This is a genomic window from Desulfatitalea tepidiphila (genome assembly GCF_001293685.1).
Lineage (GTDB): Bacteria > Desulfobacterota > Desulfobacteria > Desulfobacterales > Desulfosarcinaceae > Desulfatitalea > Desulfatitalea tepidiphila.
Genome location: NZ_BCAG01000003.1, coordinates 2,678,674 through 2,701,571, shown reverse-complemented (window position 1 = coordinate 2,701,571; position 22,898 = coordinate 2,678,674). Strand labels below are relative to the sequence as shown.

General features: G+C 49.8%; 19 protein-coding genes. 11 read left to right on the top strand and 8 right to left on the bottom strand.

What is annotated here, in order from left to right; all coding sequences use genetic code 11:
* Window positions 1-10 precede the first annotated feature (10 nt).
* The 3 genes from DFT_RS16560 to DFT_RS16540 form a co-directional block, all read right to left on the bottom strand.
* Window positions 11-466 (bottom strand): MarR family winged helix-turn-helix transcriptional regulator, encoded by a 456-nt coding sequence (locus DFT_RS16560; RefSeq protein ID WP_076750606.1) that lies wholly within the window; start codon window positions 464-466, stop codon window positions 11-13.
* A gap of 528 nt (window positions 467-994) precedes the next feature.
* On the bottom strand, window positions 995-1,540 hold the full coding sequence (locus tag DFT_RS16555; RefSeq protein WP_152972030.1) for a hypothetical protein: 546 nt from the start codon (window positions 1,538-1,540) through the stop codon (window positions 995-997).
* 557 nt (window positions 1,541-2,097) lie between these two features.
* The gene (locus DFT_RS16540) at window positions 2,098-3,918 is read right to left on the bottom strand and encodes a sulfatase-like hydrolase/transferase (RefSeq protein WP_054032249.1); all 1,821 of its coding nucleotides are present in this window, start codon (window positions 3,916-3,918) and stop codon (window positions 2,098-2,100) included.
* A gap of 703 nt (window positions 3,919-4,621) precedes the next feature.
* Here DFT_RS16540 and DFT_RS16535 point away from each other — a divergent pair.
* A complete protein-coding gene (locus tag DFT_RS16535) occupies window positions 4,622-5,476 on the top strand; it encodes a TetR family transcriptional regulator (RefSeq protein WP_076750602.1) in 855 nt (284 codons plus the stop codon).
* Between the two features lie 278 nt (window positions 5,477-5,754).
* Complete coding sequence (locus tag DFT_RS16530) at window positions 5,755-6,972, top strand: IS256 family transposase (protein WP_054032017.1); 1,218 nt, start codon at window positions 5,755-5,757, stop codon at window positions 6,970-6,972.
* 280 nt (window positions 6,973-7,252) lie between these two features.
* Here DFT_RS16530 and DFT_RS16525 read toward each other — a convergent pair whose 3' ends face one another.
* The 5 genes from DFT_RS16525 to DFT_RS16505 all read right to left on the bottom strand — a co-directional run bounded on the left by DFT_RS16525 (window position 7,253) and on the right by DFT_RS16505 (window position 12,168).
* Window positions 7,253-8,701: an amidase gene (locus DFT_RS16525; RefSeq protein ID WP_054032226.1), complete on the bottom strand. Its 1,449-nt coding sequence runs from the start codon at window positions 8,699-8,701 to the stop codon at window positions 7,253-7,255.
* Between the two features lie 319 nt (window positions 8,702-9,020).
* Entirely contained in the window at window positions 9,021-9,359 is a 339-nt protein-coding gene (locus DFT_RS16520) for a hypothetical protein (RefSeq protein WP_054032247.1), read from the bottom strand.
* 253 nt (window positions 9,360-9,612) lie between these two features.
* On the bottom strand, window positions 9,613-10,980 hold the full coding sequence (locus DFT_RS16515; RefSeq protein ID WP_054032246.1) for an IS4 family transposase: 1,368 nt from the start codon (window positions 10,978-10,980) through the stop codon (window positions 9,613-9,615).
* A gap of 96 nt (window positions 10,981-11,076) precedes the next feature.
* The gene (locus tag DFT_RS27360; RefSeq protein ID WP_054032245.1) at window positions 11,077-11,283 is read right to left on the bottom strand and encodes a 3'-5' exonuclease; all 207 of its coding nucleotides are present in this window, start codon (window positions 11,281-11,283) and stop codon (window positions 11,077-11,079) included.
* Window positions 11,284-11,565: 282 nt separating this feature from the next.
* The gene (locus tag DFT_RS16505; protein WP_200907069.1) at window positions 11,566-12,168 is read right to left on the bottom strand and encodes an alpha/beta fold hydrolase; all 603 of its coding nucleotides are present in this window, start codon (window positions 12,166-12,168) and stop codon (window positions 11,566-11,568) included.
* A gap of 385 nt (window positions 12,169-12,553) precedes the next feature.
* On the opposite strand from DFT_RS16505, the gene DFT_RS16500 reads away from it, so the two are divergent.
* The 9 genes from DFT_RS16500 to DFT_RS16460 all read left to right on the top strand — a co-directional run bounded on the left by DFT_RS16500 (window position 12,554) and on the right by DFT_RS16460 (window position 22,876).
* The gene (locus DFT_RS16500) at window positions 12,554-13,954 is read left to right on the top strand and encodes an SDR family oxidoreductase (RefSeq protein ID WP_054032243.1); all 1,401 of its coding nucleotides are present in this window, start codon (window positions 12,554-12,556) and stop codon (window positions 13,952-13,954) included.
* A complete protein-coding gene (locus tag DFT_RS16495) occupies window positions 13,948-15,438 on the top strand; it encodes a 4-hydroxyphenylacetate 3-hydroxylase N-terminal domain-containing protein (RefSeq protein WP_054032242.1) in 1,491 nt (496 codons plus the stop codon). The genes DFT_RS16500 and DFT_RS16495 overlap by 7 nt, the downstream gene beginning before the upstream one ends.
* A 117-nt stretch (window positions 15,439-15,555) precedes the next feature.
* Window positions 15,556-17,094: a class I adenylate-forming enzyme family protein gene (locus tag DFT_RS16490; RefSeq protein WP_054032241.1), complete on the top strand. Its 1,539-nt coding sequence runs from the start codon at window positions 15,556-15,558 to the stop codon at window positions 17,092-17,094.
* A 67-nt stretch (window positions 17,095-17,161) separates the two neighbouring features.
* Window positions 17,162-17,662 (top strand): TRAP transporter small permease subunit, encoded by a 501-nt coding sequence (locus tag DFT_RS16485; protein WP_054032240.1) that lies wholly within the window; start codon window positions 17,162-17,164, stop codon window positions 17,660-17,662.
* Window positions 17,659-18,969: a TRAP transporter large permease gene (locus DFT_RS16480; protein ID WP_054032239.1), complete on the top strand. Its 1,311-nt coding sequence runs from the start codon at window positions 17,659-17,661 to the stop codon at window positions 18,967-18,969. The genes DFT_RS16485 and DFT_RS16480 overlap by 4 nt, the downstream gene beginning before the upstream one ends.
* A 46-nt stretch (window positions 18,970-19,015) precedes the next feature.
* Window positions 19,016-19,981 (top strand): NAD-dependent epimerase/dehydratase family protein, encoded by a 966-nt coding sequence (locus tag DFT_RS16475; protein WP_054032238.1) that lies wholly within the window; start codon window positions 19,016-19,018, stop codon window positions 19,979-19,981.
* Window positions 19,982-20,109: 128 nt separating this feature from the next.
* The gene (dctP, locus tag DFT_RS16470; protein WP_054032237.1) at window positions 20,110-21,159 is read left to right on the top strand and encodes a TRAP transporter substrate-binding protein DctP; all 1,050 of its coding nucleotides are present in this window, start codon (window positions 20,110-20,112) and stop codon (window positions 21,157-21,159) included.
* Window positions 21,160-21,257: 98 nt separating this feature from the next.
* Window positions 21,258-22,154 carry a nitrilase-related carbon-nitrogen hydrolase gene (locus tag DFT_RS16465; protein WP_054032236.1) on the top strand — a complete coding sequence of 299 codons (897 nt, stop codon included), beginning with the start codon at window positions 21,258-21,260 and terminating at the stop codon, window positions 22,152-22,154.
* A 212-nt stretch (window positions 22,155-22,366) separates the two neighbouring features.
* Window positions 22,367-22,876, top strand: coding sequence for a C-GCAxxG-C-C family protein (locus DFT_RS16460; protein WP_054032235.1), 510 nt, complete (start codon window positions 22,367-22,369; stop codon window positions 22,874-22,876).
* The last annotated feature ends 22 nt before the right edge of the window (window positions 22,877-22,898 follow it).

Sequence of the window (22,898 nt, the reverse complement as noted above, 5' to 3'; positions counted from 1 at the left end):
ATGAAAATTTTTACCCAACAACCTTAGCTGCAGCTTTCAGATCCGCCAGCAGTGACCTAATTCGATCTTTCCCCAGTTTGCCTGCAATTTCGTTTTGCACTTTATCCCATAAAGACAGTGCGCTCTGGTATACATGCTTGCCTTCACGGCTCACCGCCACTATACGGATGCGCTGATCATCACCCGTGGAGATATCAACCAGCCCCTGTTTCTGGAGAGGCCCAAGGTTGCGGGTAAGAGTGGTTCTGTCCATCACCAGCGCCTCGGCCAGCTTTGAAATGGTCACCGGACCCATTAAAATGATGGCCGTCATTAAATTGAACTGGGTCCCCCGCAGCCCAGAGGGCCTCAACGCCTCATCATAAACCTTGGCAATCGCCCGCGATACTCTACGTAAATTGCCTGCCACACATGTACCGGCGACTTCCCAGCATTTAAGGTTAAGGTCTTTGTCTTTGAGTTCCATGATAGGTGAATATACACGTAGTTAGTTCACTGTCAACAAAAAATAATTCGCTGGCACAGCCGCCCTGGATCTGGATTGAACTTTTCACAGGCTTTCTATTTGCCCATTGTTCACGCGGTGATTTCCGGCATCTTATAGGGAAATACTGATTAGGTTAATCTGGCCCCACTAATTCAGCAGGATCTTTAATCAAAGGCTGGCCTTAAATTTGAGTTTGTAGTCCTCATATCACAGATTCGTCAGGGCCTGTGATATTCAATCGGAATCACATTTTTTAATGGGCCTTAAAATCTCCTATATTTGCTGGTTTGCGATTGCGGTCTGATGTAAGACTCATAGATCCCGTCCGACATCCGAAAGCTGCTTCCGGGGTAGAGCCTGCTCTTTTTCCGAAAAAAACAATACGAGCAGGCTAGATTGCAGGCAGAACCCGAAGGTTTTGCCATGACGTAAAAGGCGCGGGGGGGATGCTTTAAGGACACGGATTATCCCTACTGGCTATTGGACGCCACATGTTTCTGAATGCCCTTACGGCGTGTCAGGTTTTGAGACAAGTCTCACGGTCAGGATTTCCTGCCGCTTTTGCCCATTTTGACGCAGCGCCAACCGTATGCTGTTCTCACCGCCGGGTAGAATCCCCGGCTCAAAACCGAGCCGGCCGGGTTCTGGTACTTGGGTGCGCGGAAGAAATGCTATGGTTTTGAGCGGAAAAATCTCTTTGGAGAAATTGGCGCCGGCCGGTACAGTATCGGGTTGAATCGAACCCCGGATGGTGCCGGGATCAATGCCCCTGAATACCAGAACGCCCAAATTTTTGCCGTTATGGATATAGCGCGTATCATTCCAATCCACCTCCAGAGGACCGCTGCCGCGATTCTGAATGTCGAGTCGAAACGAAACGAAAAATAGCATGTCGCGCTTCAAAGGTTCGACCTGAATAGTGTACGCTGGTCGTGAAACATATTGAACCACTGGTATGCTGGTCCATGTGGCCCGGTTGGAATGAGCGCACGACCACGTCAATACAGCCGCGGCGAGGATTGCCCAAGCTATTTTTTTCATAATTTTACTCAAATGAAGTGTTGGTATGGCAAGCCAATTTGCCGTATTCCTGACCACCAGCCTGATTAACAGATAAAAAACTAATCATTCAAGGAGTTGCTATGCAATCTATTTTTGTGCGCACTTGTTTGATTGCCTGTTTACAGGGATCACTGACCTTCGCTTAATTCTTTTCAATGCAATTCAGAAACATCTGGGAACGTTCGATCCGGGTCATTCCCGCCGGATTAGCGCCGGCCGTGGAGGCATCTGCAGCCATTTCGACACGGCCGTCCGGGACCGTACCCAAAACCGGCAGTTCCCGCCTGGTATAGCCAGACACCCGCGGCCCGGGCTTGGTGACCGACTGAGAACATAACCGAAACAATGACAGTGAATGCGAATCGTTTCACATCATTATCTCGTATTCTCCGCGTCGACTGGGCCGAGTTGCACCTCTTATCGCAGCGAGGTGTGTTGGTTTCGGCGCATTACTTGGAAAACAAAAACCGCAGCTGCAGCCGCAAGGTCCCCTGGGCGCCGACCTCCTATTTTTTCTACGTTATTTTCTTCCTTTTGGTCTATAAGGTTTACATATCGTAAACAGCGGGCGTGACCACCCACCCGCCGTCAATTCCTCCTGGCAGCATCTGACCGATGTCCTCGCCGACCTCCTTGTCAATCAATGCATTCAGTTTGGAATTCATCGATTCGAGCAGGTTCTGATATTTCTTCCGGTCAAGCGCCAGATTGTCAAGTTCCAGCGGATCGTTTTCGAGATCGAACAGCTCGACGTCGTTCAATTTAAACAGCTCATCAAGTGTCTGCGGGCGGTTGTGTTGTTTGGGAGAGAAATACCGATTGAACTGGTAGCGGCCGTCGAAAACACTACGGATCGCGCCGCGCTTTGAAAGGTCGGGCCGCATGGCGCCGGAACTAACTGCTTTTTTGAGCTTTTCTTTCCCATCGGGCTGCAGAAGAATACCAACAGCCCTTTGGAGAAATTCACCGTCGACATAAGCGAACATATTATAGCAGAAAAGCAGCCCGTCGCGGATGGCCGCCTGGCCAGCCTTCTCCGGCGCGGCAAGCAGAGATGAAAAATCTTTTCCGGGGAGGCCTTTCGTTATGGCGGCTTTCTTGTTGGCATCCGAGCTCGTCAGGCCCACCAGGGTAGGTGCGATGTCGAGGTGCGACGTCACCGCCTTGCAGCTTTTACCTCCCGGATATGCAGGGTGCCGAATGATCAGAGGCACGTTATTTTGCTCACGGTAGGATGTCGCACCCTTGGAGTGCAGGCGATGCGCGCCATCAAGATCGCCGTGGTCGGCGGTCAGGATGACGATCGTTTTGGAGGCGAGTCCGAGCGCGTCGAGTTCATCGAGCAACGAAACAATGTGGCTATCGACATCGCGCATGCAGTTCAGATAGTAGTTGTGCCGTTTGCGCCAGCGCCAATCCTCGTTCGCTATGTTGCCGACCAGCGCGTCGTGCGATTTGAGGTAGTCCGCATGCGCCATTGGCCGCCCGGGAGCGTCGATTGCTTGATTGTATGTCGCGGGCAGATCGAAGGCCCATTGTTTGGCGTACAATGGGTGGGCCGGCTCCGGCATGACGTGACCGAGTATGTTCCGAGCCTGAACGGGCTCGCCCGGCCGGTCGGTATCGATGAACATGACGTCATGCGGATTGACAAGGTTCACGGCCAGAAACCATGGTTTGCCCCGAGCGGAAAGATCCATGGCGCGGCTGCGCAGCCAGCTGACGCTCATGGCGGAAATGATGCCATCGTGTCGGTAGCCGCCCTGCTCGTGCGCGATAATGTCGCCTACGCCGATGTAGTCGGAAAAGCCGTAGGCCTCCATCTCTTTGGTGAAAATCTTGGTCGGCGACCCGAGTTCGTTGACGGTCTCAAACTCCTTGGTAAGATGCCACTTACCCTTGTAGGCCGTGTAGTAGCCCGCCTCCCGAAGCATGTCTCCAATCGTACGCAGATCGGTCGACATGCTGTCAATCCAAGGGAAATTCGTATTGTCGAACATTTTGGTGTGCTGGATGTGGCGACCGGTATAGAGCACTGAGCGTGACGGCGTGCACACGCAGGAATTGATCCGGTGGTTCAAAAAGGTCGTCCCCTGCTTCATCAGCCGTTCATGCGCGGGCAGGCGAAAGTCCGCGGGCAGTTCACCGGGCCGGAAAAAGCGCTCCTGGTCGGTGAGAATGAACACAATGTTGTAGGGGCCCGTGCCCCCTAATCCATCGCTGGCAGGGCTCGTCACATTGCCTGAAGCGAAAGCCTGGCCGGCCAGAGCGTCACTGGCGCCAAGGCCCAGGGCCGTGACGCCTAAACCTGTTAGGCGTAAAAAGTCTCTTCGAGAAATCGAACTGGCCGGCAGATTATCGTGTTCCATTTTTTATTTCCTTTGCAATATATTTAATAAGAATCAACGATTCTGAATGCAAAGCGCCTGGGGGTTAATACGATCCCCCCAGAAAAACTGTATTGGTATTTTGGTGAGATCCTTTGTGGGACAGTGCCGCGGCCGCATAATAAGTTGTTCCACTTCCGCCCGGGTGGTGCGCGAGCAGCAAGGCAGCGTCCTTTCGACCGTTACCATTCAGATCGCCGCATACCGGCTTTTGGGTTATCTCCGTGGCCACACTGGCGGCTGATCCGGGGGCGGCCGAGATTCGGAACGGCCCCGGATCAGGTGAATTGTTTTATTTCCTATTATACCGATCCCATTGAGCACATTGCTGACGCAGTGGTCAGGACACCCTGCGGGGACATGCACGGCGGAACATGCGCAAACGGCTTAGACAATGGCAAAAAATGAGAATGCTTTTCATAGCCCTGGCATTTTCAATTCAGCAATAAACAGGCTCTGCTGCATTAAACTAATAACCATTACTATTGGCACTAAGTCATTGAAAATGGAGTGTCAACAAATAATCTATCGGCTTGATAATTATGGGTGAACCATGCTAACCATCCACAATAACTGAATGTTTTCTGGCATGCGAATCACATTCAGAAAAAAATAGTTTATTAACCTCAACTTTAGCTTATATGATCTATAGACTAACAATCTATAGAATTTGGGGCTCCGAACTATGAGAATAAAGGATTTGGTTGACCGATCAGGTGTTTCGCGAACTACTATTCACTTTTACATTCGATGCGGGCTACTTCACCCTCCTCATAAAACTGGCCGAACAATGGGGTACTACGATGAAAGCCATCTGAACCGCTTACGGCAAATTACAAAAATCAAGAAGGGTTCCCGTCTTCCTATCGCCTTTATAAAGGGACAATTAGCTCTGCCAGAAAACTCTGTTTCAATTGCGAACAGCGAGTCAAACGATAAAGGGTCAGCTATCACTACCAAGCAAAAGAAAAAAAAACGCCAGGAAATTATCAAAAGCGCAATTAGAGTCTTCAGTCGCAGAGGTTATCATCATACGAAAATAGAAGACATTACCGCGCCCTTGGGGATTTCTACCGGTACTTTTTACCTGTACTTTGCGAATAAACGAGACCTTTTTATGGCTGTTTTAGATGAAGTATTCAATAAAATAGTCAATGAGGCAACAGAGGCAATTAAAGAAGAGGCTGATTTTCTTGATCGAATGAAAATCAGAGGCAGAGTTTTTTACAAAGAATACACCAAATGCAGTGAAATAATAAACCAGTTAAGGGCAGAACTTTCAAGTGATGAAAATTGGCCGGAAAGAAAAATCCGAAAAATATACGAAGGCTTGGCAAGTCCAGTAATAAAGGATATTGAAAATGAGGTTGAAAAAGGAACCATTCACAGGATCGATTCCGATCTTCTGGCCTATGCACTTACTGGCTTAATTGAGATCATGGCATTGCGAGTGTCTTTCGATAAGAAATATAATGTGAACAAAATCATTGAATTTATAATCGATCTGGCTTTGAGGCCATTATTGGTAGAAAGCAACTGATTAGCAGGGCCGCCAGTGCATGCAGCGCTACCTACATCCACGGCAGGGAAGAAATCAATTTCAGATCGATCGGTTGAGAATAAATTCGTGATTCCAATATATCATGCAGTGCCAAACCGGCAGATTACTTCCCATTATTAGAAATTTCAATCAAGCACCGGCAACGTCTAAATGTTGGATAACGTATAATATTTTTCGCACATTTTGAAAGAGTAGCCCTCAATCTGGTATGGTTTGGGTCACCACAACTCAAACGTATACCATCAGGAGGGCTACAAATGCACAATAGCAAACCCGCGCGTTCAAACAAAGAGGCAAAAGCCGGCCAAATTATCCGTATCGAACAGGACCAGTTGAACAAGCACCTGGACAAGGTCGTTAGAGGAACGGTGGAACGCACCCTAAATTCCCTATTGGACGCCGAAGCGGACAGGCTATGTCAAGCTGGGCGCTATGAGCGCACCGAAGCCCGCAAAGACACACGCGCAGGGCATTATACCCGCAATTTGGAGACCAAGGCCGGCACGGTCAAACTCAGGGTTCCAAAGCTACGCACCTTGACCTTTGAGACGGCCATTATCGAACGATACCGTCGGCGCGAGAGTTCGGTCGAAGAAGCACTGATCGAGATGTATCTTGCGGGCATATCGGTCCGACGTGTCGAAGACATCACCGAAGCCTTATGGGGCACTCGGGTCAGCCCGTCGACGGTGAGCAATTTGAACAAGAAGGTGTATGGCCGCATCGATAAATGGCTCAAGGCACCGATTGAGGGCAAATTCGTATATGTATTCTTAGACGGTATCTGGCTCAAGCGCTGCTGGGCCGGCGAAGTCAAAAATGTCAGTGTATTGGTGGCCATCGGTGTGGATCAATACGGATACCGTCAGGTGCTGGGCATCAAAGAAGGCGCCAAAGAGGATCAAGAGAGCTGGATTGCCTTCATGCGTTATTTAAAAGAGCGCGGCCTGACAGGTGTGGAGCTTTTTGTCAGTGATAAATGCCTGGGGCTTGTCGATTCATTGGCTGATTTTTATCCTAAAGCAAAATGGCAACGCTGCACGGTTCATTTTTACCGCAATGTCTTTACGGTGGTGCCCAAGTCGAAAGTTAAGAATGTGGCGGCCATGCTCAAAGCAATCCATGCGCAAGAGGATCGAGCGGCAGCCGAAGAGAAAGTCATTGCGGTAACGAAAAAGCTAAGAAGTATGAAATTATCTGAAGCGGCTCAACTGGTTGAAAAGGGAGCTGCAGAGACATTGTCATATTATGCCTTTCCGAGTCAGCATTGGCGATCGATTCGCACCAACAACCCACTCGAGAGGCTCATGCGCGAGATCAGGCGAAGAACCCGCGTAGTGGGTGCCTTTCCAGATGGTAAGTCAGCGTTGATGCTGGTGGCCGCCAGGTTGAGGCATGTAGCCGGTACCAAGTGGGGCACACGAAGATATATGAATATGGACCGACTCAAAGAAATAAAGTGTTCGATAGCTTAGTCGCCCCCCGCCTCAGGGGGCATGCCCCCTGAGGCGGGGATCTTCCCCGAACCATCAGGTTGATGGGCAGCTAAAAGAAAAAGTGCGAAAAACTCTGGACACTACCAAATGTTGTGGTCATCCGACATGCGCATTCAATGTGTTTATTCTCATATAGCAGGTTTGGTGGACCCTTTAATATCCAATAAAAATAGCAGCTTCCAGTTAGCCCCGGCAATTCTGAAATCAGCGCCAGGTCGTCGAGGAGCCTTTAGAAAGATCCTTTTCTTCATTTTTGACCCTAGTAGCCAGTTGGTGGAATGAAATGATGGTACTCACGTTCCAGGAGCCGTGCAAATTGGATACAGGCGCGATCACCGTATTGCGGGCCCACGACCTGGACACCTACCGGTAGCCCTTTCCTTGACAGCCCGATGGGTGCAACAGTCGCCGGTAGGAAGAAGTTACAGGAATATCCGGCCCAGAACATCTGGGTGGTGGATGGTTGGGGTTTTCCGTTAACGGAGATCATGCGCTCCCACCGCTCACCCTTCTGATTATGCTCGAAAGCCGTCGTGGTGGCAGCCGGACAGAGGAAGAGATCGAAGTCGCTAAAAAACGCTGCCCAGGCAAGTCGCATACGGTGCCGCAAATTATCGTATGCGAGCCACTCCTTGTGGGACATGGCCTGCGCCCGGATCATCTGGGCCCGGTAGCTTTCGTCGTCCGCTCTCAAAGATTTATAGTCCGCCAAATTCTTCTCGAAATCTTCGGGGGTCAGACGTCCGCATGTGGCCCCCCGAAGGAGCCGAATGTAGTTCCGGTGGGCTTCGCGAGAATCGATTTTGGGTCGCGCGTCTACCCGCACCTTCAACTTCATCTTTTTCAAGAAGGTGGTCAGGTCGCGAAGTACTTGCTGTACTTCCTCATCCACCTCCGCTTCGGGGTCATCGTAGACAACCGCCACCTTGAATTCCCTGAGCTCCTTCCTCTTCGGCTTCGGCAGGCTCAGTTTCCACCCGGAACCGTCAATATCGTCCGGACCCGCCATGACATCCATGGCCAAAGCCAGGTCCTCGGCGCTCCGTGCGAGGGGCCCGACCACCGCGATGTCCGTCAGGCCAAACGTCCCCGGCAAGGCTTGGCCGAGAGGAGATATGATCCCATAAGTGGGTTTATGCCCGTACACGCCGCAGTAATGGGCGGGATTGCGAATGGAGGCCCCGATATCGCTCCCGGCTTCGAGGCCGGTCAACCCCGCCGCCAGCGCGGCCGCCGATCCCCCCGAGGAGCCGCCGGGTACACGGTTCCGGTCCCAAGGGTTGTTCGTGGTCCCGTAAATGTCATTGAAGGTCTGCCAGTCCGCGAGGTACATGGGAACGTTGGTCTTGCCGAAGATCACGGCACCGGCTTGGAGAAAGCGGTCAACCACCAGAGCATTGCTCGAAGGATAATTTTCCTTATATCTCGGGACGCCCCATGTGGTCGGCATGCCGACTACATCGAAGGATTCCTTAATGGTCATGGGCACCCCGTGAAGAGGGCCCCAGAGGTTTCCCCGTGCAAGGGCCCGGTCCGCCTGGCGGGCGCGCTTCCGGGCGGCGTCCACATCCATAAAGATGATGGCGTTGATCTCGGAATAGCATTCTACCCGCTGCAGATAGAGATCCAGCAGTTCGAGGGCTCCGATCTTCTTTGTACGAATCATGGAAGCCAGCTGCTTTGCAGAGCAAAACGGGATGTCCGACATGGGAGATCTCCTGTTTTTGGAAAATGTGGTTTAACCACGCGGGGCTTATCGGCATTTCCGCCCCGGAAACGTTGTGTGTCTACCACGCGGGCGATCTCAAGGCAAATTGTCCATATGTGACTATTCTCGTATCACAGGATTAGCAGCACCTGTGTTATCAATTGTCTATTGCAGGGTTAGGAACTACTAAGAACACCTTGCTAAATGCGGCGGTCCTATTGTGGAACAGGTGGGTCAGGACTATGAATTCAGCCGCTTCAGCTTCAAGTTTAATGTCTATTCTATTCATTAACTTCCTATTCAACTTTCGGGATCGGGTTTAAGCGATCGCCAATTTGTTCTTTGACAAGCCAACACACTGCAACGCGGCGTTCATGGTTGCATCGAAGAAGGCAGCCGCTGTCTTTTCGCAGAAGGTACCTAACTGTTTCAGCCGATCGGTCGCCAACGTCAGAATACGGCATAGCGCTTCCAAGAAGGTGATGTCCGCCACCTCATCGCAGCACGCATAAAACAAGTCACCGAAGGTGCGATGATCTGTCTCCACCCCACATTGATTCATGAGGGTGGCGACTTTAAAACGACCAAAGAAGTCATCGATTTTGTTTTGAACATGAACAGGGTCTTGCGATTGGGAGGCTATGCTGATATGATTCATTTGAGCCCTTTCTCTTTGAATTTATTGTGTATATTCGCAAATCCACTATAAATTAAAAGATGGGGCTCTTCAAGTTAATTCTTCATGATATCAACAGCATAGATTATATTTTCATCCTCTCAATCCATTCCCGAAAGTTGAGCTTCCTACCTATTTAAATCATCAAGGAACTCAGAAGCCGGTTCTAAGCCGGTAACAATAAGGTAATCCCGGGCCCTGGTACAGGTTAAAATTTCAACTTTCGGGATCGGGTTTAACCGATCGTCAATTTGTTCTTTGAAAAGCCAACACACTGCAGCGCGGTGTTCATGATTGCATCGAAGAAGGAAGCCGCCGTTTTTTCGCAGAAAGTACCTAACTGCTTGAGCCGATCGGTAGCCAGCGTCAGAATGCGGCAAAGCGCCTCCAAAAAGGAGATATCCGCCACCTCATCGCAGCAGGCGTAAAACAATTCGCCAAAGGTGCGATGATCAGTCTCCATGCGGCATTGGTATGCCAGGAACATGTAGCGCATAAAGACGATGGTGGTATGAGCGATCAAGGCATCAAAGTCCCGGCACTGGATTTCCTTTGCCAGTTTCAAGTGCTGTTTGGACATTTTGAAAAATACTTCGATGTCCCAGCGTTTGCCGTAGATGCGCACGACATCCTCATCGGCCAAATCAGTGTCGGTTGAAAGCAGCGCCAGCCAGTCCTTTTTTCGTCTGTCGCGTACGAACACCAGCTTGGCTGAGACCTCATTGTTGAGCATGACAACAGTGCTGGCCTGGATCTTGGCGCGACCACGGCGCTTTGCAAGCCTTCGGTGGATGGCCATCAGATCCAAGGACTGGCCGTTGAAGGCGTAGTGAATACGGGACGACTTTTTCACCATTCCGATGATCTTGATGTGCTGGGCCAAGTTGGCAACGGTTGCCGGCATGGTAAACCAGCTGTCCATCAGCAGGTATTTGGCGGAAACATCCGCTGAAAGAATTCGCTTTATCATGATCTCAAGATGCGCGGTTGCCTTTTCGGTAGCTTCCCTGCGGCGCTGATATGCACAGCAACGTTTATCCAGGATCTTTTGACTGTCGCACAAACGCTTTTCGGCGTCCGTAGAAGACAACAGGGCAAAATCCATCGGAAGACAGCTGGTTCCATCCGACCAGCACATGGTGAGCATCCGAAAGCCTTTCAAGAAACGGCCGGTGCTATGATCCCAGATTCTCGCGAGCAGTTCCACCCATTTGGAGCGGGAACGGTCATACGTGCTGTCGTCAATAATGAGCACCGATTCGCGTTCATCGCTGGTCAGCCGGTTGAAAACACCAAACAGTCGCAGGCCCAGACAAAGCAGCAGCCGACGCCAATTGTAGGTCCGGCCCTTGAGTAATTCATAGGCGGCGTCTTTGCCGAAAGGCAATTCGCTGTTGAGTACGATGCCGCGGAAGAAGTTCTTGCCAACAAAGGGCAGTGTGAATATGGCTTTTGTCAAAGAGCGAACACTATGACCGTGATGTTTACGCATCCCACATTGATGCATGAGCGTTGCGATTTTAAAATGGCCAAAGAAGTCATCTATTTTGCTTTGTACATGAACAGGGTCTTGCGATTGGGAGACGATGCTGGTATGGTCCATTTGAGCCCTTTCTCTTTGAATTTATTGTGAATTGTCGCAAATCCACCATAAATCAAAAGATAGGGCTCTTCAAGTTATTTCTTTATGAAATCAACATCATAGACCATGTTTTCGTTCCCTCAATCCATTCCCGAAAGTTGAGTTAAAATAAAGAAGGTGGCGTTCGATGTTATAGACCTCCTCCAGGTCCGAATCATTGGTGACTCTTTCAATGCGCTGCTGGGAAGGGATTACCTCATCGTCGTAAACTATGACCGCCACAGCCCTGAATTCAAGCCCCTTGGCAAGATGCATGGTGACCATCGCTATATGCAAATGATATCATTGGTTTTCCATTCCTATCTACACCAACTCACTCAAAGCCTGAAGCTCCATCGCCTTTCCTGATCTCTGAAGTGCGGGAAAGCGATCTTGAGATCGGAGGGATTTGGTCCGGTGTTAATGGGGTTTATCGTCTTTATTTCCGGTAAGTTGGGGAATCTTGCCATTAGGAGCGTGGTTTTTAGTCATCCTATCGGCTTGCCCGAACCAACATCCTGAGTGAGTTTCCCAAAATACTTCGCTCTATTCGTTTTTAATCCATCCTCAACTCTGGATCCAATTGACTATAGCTTGCGATACTTTATCGGGCTTTTCGAGGGTGGATAAATGACCACACTCGGGAATCTTAATTAAGTGTGCGCCGGAAAGGCCATCAGCAATTTCTTCAGATAGCTCCGGTGGTGTAAGTTCATCATGGTCACCGACGACAATCAGGGTTGGGCACTTGATTGCGCCGAGTCCGGAACGCGAGTCCGGGCGTGAAATTATAGCGTTTTGCTGACGGACGAATGCATTGGGCCCGACCTCCGCAGCCATAAGTCGCACCAAGTTTTTAAGCTTAGGGTCGTTTTTACGTAAAGGGTGAACCAGAACTGGGAAGAGTTGATCTGCGATCTGTTCCAATTGACCGTTTTGGGCGCGGGAAATAAGCGTGCTGCGGCGTTCACTTTGTTCGGACGTGTCGCTGCGGGCCGATGTATCCATCAAAATTAATTTTATAACACGTTCCGGGGCTTCTCGCATGATTTCAAATGCAATGTAGCCGCCCATCGACAATCCGACCAAGATGAACTGCGGAGGTGCATTACGAAGGATACGGCTGGCAATACCCGACATGGTGTCATCGCGGGTGTGCTCTGCAACCATAACGGCGCCGCACCTCCATAATTCCGGAACCTGGGGGGCATACAATCTAGCTGAGCATAGAAGGCCTGGAATCAGCAAAATCGGATTTGCCATTGTTTTACCCTTTCAATTTAGGTTCTTGTGATTTTTTGAGTATATTGAAACCAGCCGAAGCTGAACACACTTGTTTAGAAGTTGTGTCCAAGCTTGAATCCTGCCCGTCGCTGATGCTGAAGTCGAGTCCCCTGCTGACTCCCTTCCCATGACCTGCCTATATAATATGTATTTCTAAATGGCGTCATTTTTAAAATTTAAACTAAAAAATGATTGACATTCACATTTTGGCTAAGATAGCGTAGTTTTCATGATAGCTCAATCAGATTCTGACTGATCGGTCGGAGGCCTGATGGACGAAATTCCCACCACCGTCAAAAACAAAGAACTGGTCGAAAAAAGACGGGTTCAGATTGTGCTTTCCGCAATCAAACTGTTTTCCCGCAACGGTTTTCACAAAACGACCCTGAGGGACCTTTCCGAGGAAGCTGGATTCAGTTACGGCAATATATACGACTATGTCGGTTCAAAAGAAGACATCTTCTATCTTATCCATAATTACTTGTGTGACTTGGTGTTCGAGGAACTCCAAAGAGCTACGGAAAACATCGACGACCCTCTTGAGAAGTTACGCCGCATGGTCCGGGCCGAATTCAACGTTATGGATCGGTGGTCAGACGGTATTCTTCTCCTTTATCAGGAAGGCCACATTCTTAGTCCACCTTTTTTGCAAAATTTTCTCAAAAAGGAACACGAACACATCGCCATGTTCGAAAGGGTGATTAGCGAATGCGTTCAAAAAGGATTCCTGCGAGGGTGCAACCCGAAATTGGCAGCCAACCTGATCAAAACTACAGTCGATGGCTGGGTGCTGAAAAGATGGGATTTGCGTGGAAGCGCCAGTAGTCAAGAGGCTGAAAAATTCATTCTGGATATGATTCTTTTCGGTCTCTTACCAAAAAAGCTCGATAGGCGGAGCGCCTTCATAAGTGAAATGAATCCACTTTCTGGTAAAAGGGCGCTGGTAGTCGGAGGCGAAAAAGCGATCGGTGCAGCCTCGATTCAGGCAGTGACGGCAGCGGGAGCATCGGTATTCGCAGTTGTAAATGACAAAGGTTACATGGACCCACACCATGATTTAAATTGGGGTGGAAACGTAAAGTGCTTTAAATCTAGTGAATACGGACCATTAGGCCAGACGCTCTTTTCCAGAATAGAGAAAGAGTCTGGACCGTTCGACATCTATATCCACGATTTAGGGGCAGGAGTTCCTCATGAACCCGTCTTGGTAGAAAAGGATTCTGAGGTCGATAACAAATTCCGGATCCTTGAAGAGAACCTCCAATCAGCGCACGACATCGCTCAACATTTGATTAAATTAATGCCTCAACGGCCTTGGAGCCGTTTGATTTATATTGCACCTTGGGCATGGGATGTGAGCCTGAATGAGATAGGTTTCTACTCCGCTTTGGCCGGAACAGTGGCTCTTGCTGGGAGTCTTTCCAGAAAACTTTATTCAAGTCGCGTGAACGTGAATTGTATCATTCCAGGGTACATTAAGGCACCACGCCCATTTGATTGGTGGAATTCAAACCACACTGAGGTCAATCCTGAAAGCTATGGGGAACTTTCAGATGTCACCAATTCGATTCTTTTCCTGCTCGGAGACAAATCGAGGAATCTTACCAATCAAGTGATAAAAGTCGCCTGCGGAAATATTCAACCATTACAAGGAGTTTTGGAATTATGCTGAGAACCAAAGAGCAGTACCATGAAAAACTATCGGCAATGCGCCCCAATATTTATATAGGCGGCGAAAAAGTTGGGCGTGAAGATCCGAGGATTCGCCCCGGCGTTCGGGTTTATGATCTTGTCTTCGACCTGGCGCAGAACCCGGAGTGGAAGGGACTGGCGACAGCCCATTCCCCTCTGATCAATGAGGAGGTAAACCGGTTCAGCCTGCTCCCGTCGAATCCCTATGAGCTGATGCAGAAGCAGAAATTGATTCACCTGGCCGCGAGAAGGGCCGGGGGCTGTATCCAAAGGTGCATGGGTCAGGACGGCATCACCGCCCTGGCGGTTTGCACCAAGGAAATTGATGCAGCCAAAGGAACCGATTACCATACCCGATTTTTAGAATTTCTGCGTCACTACCAGAAAAACGATGTCGCAGGCTGCTGTGCCCAGACAGATAGTAAGGGAGATCGGCTGAAGCGGCCCTCTCAGCAGGATAATCCCGATCACTACGTGCATGTTGTGGAACGACGAAATGATGGCATCGTGGTTCGTGGCTATAAAATGTCGATCACGACCGTTGCTTATGCTGAAGAGATGGCGGTGGTCCCAACACGTGCCTTGACCGAGGAAGACCGCGACTATGCCGTAGCTTTCGTCATTCCGCCTGACACCGAGGGGGTTAGGATCATCACACGCCCGGTTTGGCTTCGGGACAACAACGATCAGGATGCTTCTCCCTTCTGCCGACTGGGTGTTTCAGATTCGGTCATCATTTTCGATGATGTCTTCGTACCGAAGGAGAGAGTCTTCATGTGCGGAGAGTGGGAATTCGGCCGACGGATGGCCCTGCTCTTTGCGAATTCCCATAGACACAGCTACTGTGGATGCAAGCCGGCCGTATCCGACATTCTCTGTGGGGCCACTATGCTGGCGGCCGAGGCCAACAACATCGCGAAAGCCTCGCATGTAAAGGAAAAATTGACGGAATTCGCCAGTGCAGCGGCTTTGGCCTATTCCGCCGGCATTGCCGCAGCCTTGTATGGAACCCTTACAGCAAGTGGAGTTTTTTTCCCTAACGAAGTTTATGCCAATGTCGGAAGGCGCCTGACAGGAGAACTGATTTACCATGAATACAACATCCTGACAGAAATTGCCGGAGGCATTTCGGTTACGATGCCTTTCCACGATGATTTCAAAAGGGGTGAAAATGTTGATGAATTGAAGAAATTCATTGTCCGCAATGCTAAACTCACACCGGAAGAATCCCTTAAGGTATGGAAATTTGTAGAAGATCTGGGGGCATCCAGTATGTCGGCCTGGTATAAAATCGCCGGTGTTCACGGTGGCGGCAGTCCGATTATGGAAACCATCTCCCTTGGTATGGATTACGATTTCGAGGACAAAAAAAACCTAGCGCGTTATCTTGCAGGTATCGATGAACACTTGAATGATTCCAAACTTCGGTCCGCCGAACCCACGATGGGGTTGAGCCTTGTGTAATCTCTGCCCCTTCTCCAATGCAGAGAAGTTTTTAAAAAAATACAAAAATTCTGATAGTTCGAGTTTTTCAGATAGGTAAAAAACCCATCTGGATCAAACAATCGGGAGGCATATTCGATGCTGGTACACGAAATTCTCGAATATACGGCGGCCCGTCTGCCAGATAAGACAGCGCTCATAGAAGGTGACCAGGAGATGAGTTTTGGGCATGTCCTGTCCCAGGTAACGAACCTATCCACCAGGCTCTCCGAAATGGGAATCGACCGTGGCGACCGAGTCGCCCTATTGTTACCCAACTGTATCGAATTTTGCGTCGCCTATTTTGCAATTCTCCGGTTAGGGGCAATTGTGGTTCCTTTGAACAATCGTCTTTCTCCTAAAGAGTTCGTCTACATTGTCAACGATGCGGCCCCCCGGGCAATAATCCTAGGTTATCAGTTCTGGGAAACCTTTCGTCAGTTTAAAAATGAGCTTAAAATCACGCCCGATCTCATTTACGCCGGTGAAGCTCCCAAAGAAGGGGCACTTTTCTTTGCCGAGATTGTCGAAGCACCGCTCGCAAGTTCTGCCGAGTCGATCCGATTCGGCTCCGACGAACCGGCCTGCATCATGTACACTTCTGGCACCACTGGTCTTCCCAAAGGCGCGGTCATGAGCCATCGCAACGTTTTTACCAATGCACGCAATGCTGGGGCACACATGGGGTACAGGGAACGGGATACCACTTTGATTGTAGTTCCTCTATTCCATGTCACTGGTTTAAATACGCAATTGGTCGCCTTCTTTTATACCGGCGGGACAACCGTAATCATGAGGGCCTACGATACCGGCGGAATGATTGAACTACTCGCCCGTCACAAAGTTACCACCATGATCACGGTTCCGACCGTTTATAAACTCATGCTTGTTCATCCAAGTGTGGAAAAAGCTGACCTTTCAGCTCTTCGCGATCTGAGTTACGGCGGGGCTCCCATGGATACGGAAACAATCAACGCGCTGCGAAAGAAGCTGGGGGTTGATCTGTTCAATGCCTATGGCCTTACAGAAACCAGTTCACTGGCTACCTGCATGCCTGCATGTGACACTGACCGTAAAGGGGCTTCAGTAGGGTTGCCAGTCAGCGGGATTCAGCTTCGTGTGGTTGATTTTTCGGGAAACGATCTTCCCTGCGGTTCAATTGGAGAACTCTGGATCAAAGGTCCCAATGTTGTTCGCAGTTATTGGAACAAACCCGAGGCGACCGCCGCCAATTTGGCCGATGGATGGTTGCGCACCGGTGACTTCGCAAGAATTGATGATGAGGGATTTGTTTACATAGCTGACCGAAAAAAGGACATGATTAACCGGGGAGGCGAAAACGTATACTCAATAGAAGTGGAAAGCGCGATTTTAGCTAATCCTGACGTTTTGGAAACGGCGGTGGTTCCACGAAGTCACAGCATTTTCGGAGAGGTAGTGCATGCGTTCGTCGTGCCAGCCCCCGGCAGAAATCCCACACAGGAAGAAATTATCCGAACATGCCGGAATCTTATAGCCGACTACAAAGTGCCTGCTTCTGTTTCTTTTGTAAAGGAATTGCCCCGTAATCCAGGCGGAAAGGTAATCAAGGCTCGGCTAAGGGAACTTGTTCCACCGGGCGATCCTCCCAGAAGTTGAATGAAACTGATGGCGGACGGAGAACAAAAATAATAATAAAACATTTTACCTTGAATGGAATCATCAGATGAGAAATTTGCTCAATGTGATCGAAAGCATCAGCGAATGGTCGGGCAAAATTGTTTCCTACCTTGTTTGGATAGGCGCGATCATGTTGTCGTGGGAAGTCGTGGCACGGTATTGGTTCAACGCACCCACCGTATGGGCGCATGGATATTCTCAGCGTATTTTCGGAACCTATTTTATAATGGTTGGTGCTTTCACTCTTCTGCGCGGCGGTCATGTGCGTGTGGATTTGATTACCAGCCAGTTTTCCTTCAGGGTGCGAAAAGTTTTCGATCTGGTCAACTACAGCTTTCTGATTCTCTGGGCCGGGGTCCTAATCAGGGAAGGATGGCTTTTTTTTCTCGATTCCTGGAGCGTGCGCGAGGTTGATGAAATGGTGTTGGCCCATCCGGTTTATCCGATCAAATTTATGCTTCTTTTTGGCGCCATCCTCATTTTTCTTCAGGCTATCGGATCTGCAATTCAAACAGTTGCCGAGTTTAGGAGGGGGGAACAGGAATGAGCCATGAAGTCTTACTGACGATTGGAATGTTCGGCGGCTTGGTTTTGGCCATCATGTTGGGGGTTTCTTTAGGATTTGCCATGGGTGGCATCGCAGTGATATCGGCGCTTATCATGTGGGGGCCCGGAGGCTTAATGCCGATCGTAGCTGGCGTTTTTAATTACATGTGGATGCTGCTTCTGGCGGCGGTGCCTTTGTTTATTTTCATCGGGGTCGCCTTATCAAAATCCAAAATAGCGGAAGATATGTACGAGACGTTCTATCTCTGGTCGGGGTCCCTGCGAGGTGGCCTGGCGGTTGGTTCTTGTGGATTTGCTGCCGCTCTTTCCGCCATGACCGGCAACTGCTCGGCTTCAACCGTGACTACGGGACTTGTGGGCATACCTCCGATGCGCCAAAAAGGTTACCAAGACAGCATCATATTCGGAACGATAGGCTCTGCCGGCACGTTGGGCATTTTGATTCCGCCAAGTATCACACTCATCGTGATCGGAATGATGACAGGGCAGAGCATCGGCAAGTTGTTTGCTGGAGGTTTGACTGCCGGCTTGTTTATTCTACTGGGCTTTATCTTGTATATTTTGGTACTCGCATGGATAAAGCCAGAAGCCTGTCCCGCCCTTGATGAGGCGGTAAGTTTCCGACGCAAGATCAGGTCGCTGGCCGCGGTCATACTTCCAATTTTGATTATGATAGCCATCCTTGGTACCATATTTCTGGGAATCGCAACCCCAACCGAAGCAGCCTCAGTGGGGGCAATCGCTGTGGTGCTTGCTGTTATTATACGAGGGGAATTCAACTGGAAGTTTATAAAGGAAGTCAGTTATTCGACCGCGACAATCACAGGAATGGTTCTTTGGATCATGTTCGGCGCAAGCGGATTTGTAGCCGTTTACAGTGGAGGTGGTGGTGTATATTTCGTCCAGGATCTTCTTTCCGGCACGGAAATGAATCCATGGATGCTTTTCATTATGATGAACCTTTTTGTCTTCATTCTGGGCATGTTCCTCGACCCGATGGGAATCATTTTACTCTGCCTTCCCATTTTTTATCCGATCATCCTTGAGCTAAAATTCGACCCCATTTGGTTCGGCGTCATTTTCCAAATCAATTTATGCATGGGTTACCTTACGCCGCCATTTGGATATAATCTTTTCTACATCAAATCTCTGGCGCCTGAAGCCGAAATGAAGTTGATCTATAAAAGTGTATTGCCATTTATCGCAATCATGCTTGTGTGTACGATTATTATGATTCTTTTTCCGGATATCATACTTTTCCTGCCGAAGATTCTAGTAACCAATTAGATTCACAATCAGGAAAGATAGAGGGTGAAATGAAAGGAGCATTCGCATGAGAGTACTCGTTACCGGGGGGGCTGGTTTCATAGGCGCGCGATTGGTTCAGAAATTGCTGCAGGCCGGCCATCAGCCCGTAGTGCTATCGAGGCGGCCAAGGCTCGATAGCGAGTTGGACGGTCAAATCGAGTCCATTGCAGGCGATTTGCGCGATTTTTCAGATGCAGCCAGAGCCGTTCATCAAGCACGAGCACCTGTCATTGTACACGTGGCTTATGCCCTTACGGCCGAGGGAGAGGCAAACCCGCATTGGGCCATCCAGGTAAACGTTCTCGGCACGAACAATCTTTATGAGGCGGCCCGTTTGAATGGAGTGAAAAGGTTGATATTTTGCAGCTCCATCGCCGCATACGCCACAGCTGACATGTACGGAGAAAGGCCGGTGACAGAGGATGAGTTGCTTATGCGAAGCGGATCCATATATGGATCCACCAAATATCTGAACGAGTTTATGGCAGCTAAATTCGAAGCCAAATACGGTTTGGAGATTCCCAGTGTTCGTATTTCTGCAGTTTACGGTAGCGGCCGGGAAGCCAGAGGCGTGACGGCATGGACCAGCCAGATGGTGGCAGCGGCAGTTAAAGGTGAACCGGTCAAAATCGGACTGCGTTCGGATCAATTGGCCAATTTCATCTATGTCGACGATGTGGCCGAGCAGCTCTTGCGGTTAGCGACCAAAGAAAAGCTAGAGCATAGGGTCTACAATTCCGGAGGGACAACCGCAACGCCCGCAGATTTTGCCCAAATCATCAAAAACTACGTTCCAGATGCTCGGATAAGCTTCAACGAGGAGGCGAACAGATGGCCCTATCCCCATCTGGTCGACGGAGGCCGGCTGGAAAACGAAATCGGTTTCCAGGTACGCCCTCCTGAAGATGGTCTTTTTGAGCAGCTCAATCAGGAACAGGCCGCCAGAGGAAAGAAACTTTTCCAAAAAATGGCCGCTCCCCAAAGTTCTTGATGCAATGTTTTCTCCCCGGCCTTGTATTGGACGGGATGCCCCAGAACGGCGGCTTTAGGCACATCGCGGGATCGAATGCCGCTCGGAAAAAACATTTCCATTAGGAAAAGGACACAAGGAGGCGAAAAATGAAAAATGGTTTAACCCGCAGAGAAATGATCAAGACCGGCGTTTCGGCAGCCGCCATTGGCGCTGCCGCGATGGTTCCAGGACAGGCTAGAGCCGGAGACAAAGTGTCCTGGCGCATGCAGACGCACTGGCCCACAGGCGTTGGTTATTACAAGCCGGTTTATGAAGGCTATGCCAAACGGGTCAAAGAGGCAAGCAACGGAGAAATAAAGATAACCCCCATGCCGTCAGGGTCGATGGTGCCCACCGGGGAAGTCCTTCAAGCCGTCGGTCGCGGTATTTTTGAAATCGCACTGATCTGGCCGGCCTATTGGATCGGCAAAATTCCAGTTGCCGGACATCTTAATGGTCAACTTTTCACCTGGGACAGTTTCGAAGAAATGTGGTTTTTCATGACCGAAATGGGGGCCCTTGATATCATCAGGGAAGCATATGCAGAGCATGGCGTCCACGTCGTCGGCCCGATAAGCTGTGGACCGCTGGCCTTGTATTCGAAAAGGTCGCTGATTAAACCGGAGGATTTTAAAGGATTCAAAGTCCGCAGTACCGGAATACCTGCGGCGGTCTTCCAGAAAATGGGCGCCACACCGGTCTTTTTTCCCGGAGAAGAGCTGTATCAGTCCCTGCAAACCGGCGTCTGCGAAGGTGCGCATTGGGGCGGAGTGGCAGCCGGTTGGGAGATGAAGCTCCAGGAGGTCACCAATTACATCATTACGCCTTTTCTGGCCCAGCAGACCTTGGGCGAGGTGTTCGTCAATAAAAAAGTCTGGGATGCACTCCCGGCCGATCACAAACGTGTCTTGACGGACTGCTGTCTCGCAGCTAATGCGGATTCGAATGCTTGGTTCGCTTACCGCGACTACCAAGATATGGAGGAATTCAAGACCAAGTTTAATGGCAAAATTGTTCAAATGGAACCCGAAACCGTAGCGCTCATGAGAAAGTACTCTGTAGAGGTCATAGATGAATACTCCAAGAAGGATCCAAAATATTGCGGCAGGGTTGGTGAACTAATGCATAAGTTCCTCAAAATGACTGGCAAGGTGTAAACAGGAGAGGTTGGCGGGAATGCGGCCATATATTTGTTTGATGCCGCTTTCCCGCTTTTCCTGAACCAAACTGGTTCGGAAGGGAAAGGTTTATTGGCATGGCCTTTATACGAATTGCGATTTGCCAATTTGGCCTTCGCGAAACCCAATCCTACGATCAAATGGCAGCACATTTAAGGGAGCAATGCAGACTGGCGATTAAAAATAAACCGCACCTGGTTGTTTTCCCCGAGTTTACCACCTTCGGCCTATTATCAATGGCGGGTGAGAGCCTCTCCTATGCCGATATGGAACATGCCATACGTGAAATTATAGCTCCTTTCACTCCCATTTACGAACAAGTTTTTACCGAGGAAGCCGGTAAATCGGGCCTGGTTATCGCAGGAGGCAGCCACTGGATCACTGAAAACGACCATGCGCCCGGATTCAACGCCGCTCATGTTTTTTTTCCGGACGGTCGGATCGAGAGGCAGAAAAAGAACCACCTTTTCCCTGGCGAAACCGATTGGGGCACCGCTACCTTCGATGGTCTTGGGATATATGATGTTGGATGGGCAAAAATTGGATTTATGACTTGTTATGACTCCGAGTTTCCGGAGGTAGGACGGCATCTAATGCTGGAGGGGGCACAACTACTTCTTTGCCCATCTGCGACCTACACAGAACGCGGGTATTACAGAGTTCGTCGATGCTGTGCGGCGCGAGCGGTTGAAAACCAGCTATATGTTATCGAGTCCCATCAGGTCGGGGCCATACCGGTTCCGGTGGACAAACCTTTAACAGCTTACGGAAAATCTGCAGTTCTGTGCCCCATAGATGACCAAACAGGTATTGACAATGGTGTTGTGGCGGAAGCGCCCTCCGGAAACCGAGAGTGCATTGTCATCGCAGATGTGGATCTTGAGTTGCTTTCCAAGTCAAGAGAAAAGTCCGAAGCCACTATTTTGAAAGACCGTCGCCCAGACACTTACAAGCACCACTACCGGCTGTTTTAGTTCCGATCGGGAAGAAACGGCATGCGTCGCCTGATCGCATCACAAGCATTCTGAAAACCTGTTGACCCGAAATGTTTATCGAAGTCGGAATTTAAATGCCTGAAACACTATAGTTGCCATCGTTTGAATTCCGCCTCCACCCTGATCTTTACTAATCGTTGGAGACGGCTGTTTGTCGGCGTAGCCGATAACATGCCTTCAAGGGAGCGAATATGGACGAATCCATTTTAAAAAAGGCCTATGACCTCGGATACGAGTTCGAGCGCACCTATCACGGCTGTGCTCAATGCGTGATCGGTGCGGTGTACCAAATTTTCCCGCAAATGCTTAGCGAGGATATATTCCGGGCCGCCAACGCGCAGGGCGGCGGCATGGGGCTCACTTCTATCGGGCAATGCGGAGCTGCGGTCGGTGCGGGAATGATCATCAGTCAACTTTACGGGCGTTCTTTGGGCGACATTGCCGATCCCGAAAAGAAAAGGTTCTTGGCCTACCGACTCGGCCAAGAATTCGCGTCCAGATTTATTGAACAGACCGGATCCTTGATCTGTGGTGACATTCAGAAAAAGAAGATGGGGAGAAGTTTTAATCTTTTGAACCAAAATGACTGGGACACTTTCGAGGATGCAGGAGGTCACGACACGCACTGCCCCGATGTGGTGGGAACGGCCACCCGAATCGTGGTGCAGATGCTGCTCGAACAGATGGAGGCAAAGAGCTGAAGAAACCTGCACTGTCGAAAGG